The 2,046-nt window shown below is 63.0% G+C and carries 1 protein-coding gene; it reads left to right on the forward strand.

What is annotated here, in order from left to right; all coding sequences use genetic code 11:
• The first annotated feature begins 499 nt into the window (after positions 1-499).
• A complete protein-coding gene (locus QZY44_RS15185; protein WP_295447688.1) occupies positions 500-1,837 on the forward strand; it encodes a transposase in 1,338 nt (445 codons plus the stop codon).
• Positions 1,838-2,046: the final 209 nt, after the last annotated feature.

A 2,046-nucleotide genomic window follows, 5' to 3' on the forward strand; every position in this document is an offset into this window, starting at 1 on the left:
CGGCGGGGCGCGTCGAACGGATTTATCGATGCGATGATCCTGGCGGGGTGCATCTCCGGATTGTCGGTGGCGTCTGGATCTCGGTGGTGGCACGGGCATCCTGCCCGTGGCTGGAGTTTGGCCTTTACTAGATTATCCCCCTCTAGAGATCACTCGGAGCGCGATTTCTCGCTTGTCAAATGTCTAGTGATATGTCTAGATACCCCGATGGGCTATCCAACCAAGGTCCAACTCATCGAGCGCAAAGCCAGCGAGCAATTCTACATCAACTTCCCGGCGCCCATTGCCCAAGCGATGGACTTCACAAAGGGGGAGGTGGTCGAGTGGACCATCGCCGATAAGAAACACCTCATCCTCTCCCGCACCGTGGTGCCACCCGATCCGGTGGATTTGAAAAAAAACGACCCAGCCCCTGAGCGCCGCCCTGCAACGCCTGCTCACCTGCGCGACCACCGCGGCCTGCACGACTCCCGCATGTGCCCGCCGGCTCTACGGCCACATGCTCGCCAGTCTCGTGTCGCCGTGCCGCGCAACGATCTCCAATCTGATCTGCCTGTGCGGCCGTGCCCACCTGGACTGGAGTTCCGACTATCGGTTGTATGCAAAAGATCGGGTCGATCCCGCGCTGCTGTTTGGGCACACCCTGCAGGCGATCCACGCTCACGTGCCCCCGGAGCAGCCATTGGTCGTAGCGATTGACGACACCTTGGTGCGCAAGTCGGGAACCAAGATTCACGGCGTGGGCTGGAAACGCGATCCGCTCGGACCTGCGTTCCAGACCAACCTGGTGCGCGGCCAGCGCTACGTGCAACTCTCCGCCGCCTGGCCCGGCCCCGACGGGCAGGCGCGCATGCTGCCAATAGACTTTACCCACGCGCCGACCCCGGCCAAGCCCCGGAAGGACGCCCCCGCCACCGAGCATCAACACTACAAAGAACAACGAAAACAGCAGCGCCTCAACGTCGTGGCCCTCGCCCGAATCGAAGCCCTGCGCCTGTCACTGCCTCACTCCCGCAAGCTGGTGATCGTCGGTGACGGCAGCTACACCAATGCAGACATCCTCAAGGGGCTGCCGGCCAACACCGTATATATCGGACGCATCCGAAAGGACGCCGTGCTTCACGCGTTGCCCGGCCCTGCTCCGGCCACCGGCCGGCCTCCGGTCTACGGCGCGCAGTTCCCAACGCCCGAAGCCCTGCGCACCGACGACACCGTGGCTTGGGAAACGCTTGAAGCCTTTGCCGCCGGCAAACGCCACACCTTTAGAGTAAAAATCCTCGGCCCAGCCCTATGGCGCAAGAGTGGCGCCGCTTGCCGACTGCGCATCATCGTCGTCGCCCCCATCGGCTATCGGCTGCGCAACGGCTCGCGCCTGCTCTATCGCCAACCCGCCTTTTTGCTCTGCACTGACCCCGATATGCCATTGGCCGAAGTGCTCCAGGATTACCTGTGGCGCTGGGGCATCGAAGTGAACTTCCGCGACGAGAAGACGTTGCTCGGCACCGGTGAAGCCCAGGTTCGCACCGTCGCGTCCACCCACAATCAACCCGCGGTCACCGTCGCTGCGTACTCATTTCTGTGGCTCGCCGCGCTGCAACTGATGGCGTCCGGCAATCTGCCCCAGCACCTGCTTCCGCCAAAGTGGCGCCATCCCAAGATCGACGAGACGGCACCCTCACTGCACACCGGCGAACTCTTGCGCTTCTTGCGCTGCGAACTGTGGGCTCCTCAACTCAGCCCCGAGAGTTTCTCCCACTTCACGTCAACCGCACCGGCTGACGCCAACACCCAGAAACCCGCACCCAGCCTGCCTCACGTCTTGTTTGCCGCTGCGTAAACCCTGCTCCGCAGCATGCACAACCTGTGCTTTCAGGGCCAAACTCCAGCCGCCGGTCGGAGACCGGCGCTAGTGCGACATCGAAAGCCATGAACTCAGTCAGTGAAAGTCTGAACCCACCGGCAGACAGGAAACCGGTGGCAGCCGAAGGCAACTGCGCCGCAGCAATGCGGGGTGGGGAGCAGCCGGAGGCGGAAGTGCGGTCCCAA

This window comes from uncultured Thiodictyon sp., from assembly GCA_903837595.1.
Classification (GTDB): domain Bacteria; phylum Pseudomonadota; class Gammaproteobacteria; order Chromatiales; family Chromatiaceae; genus Thiodictyon.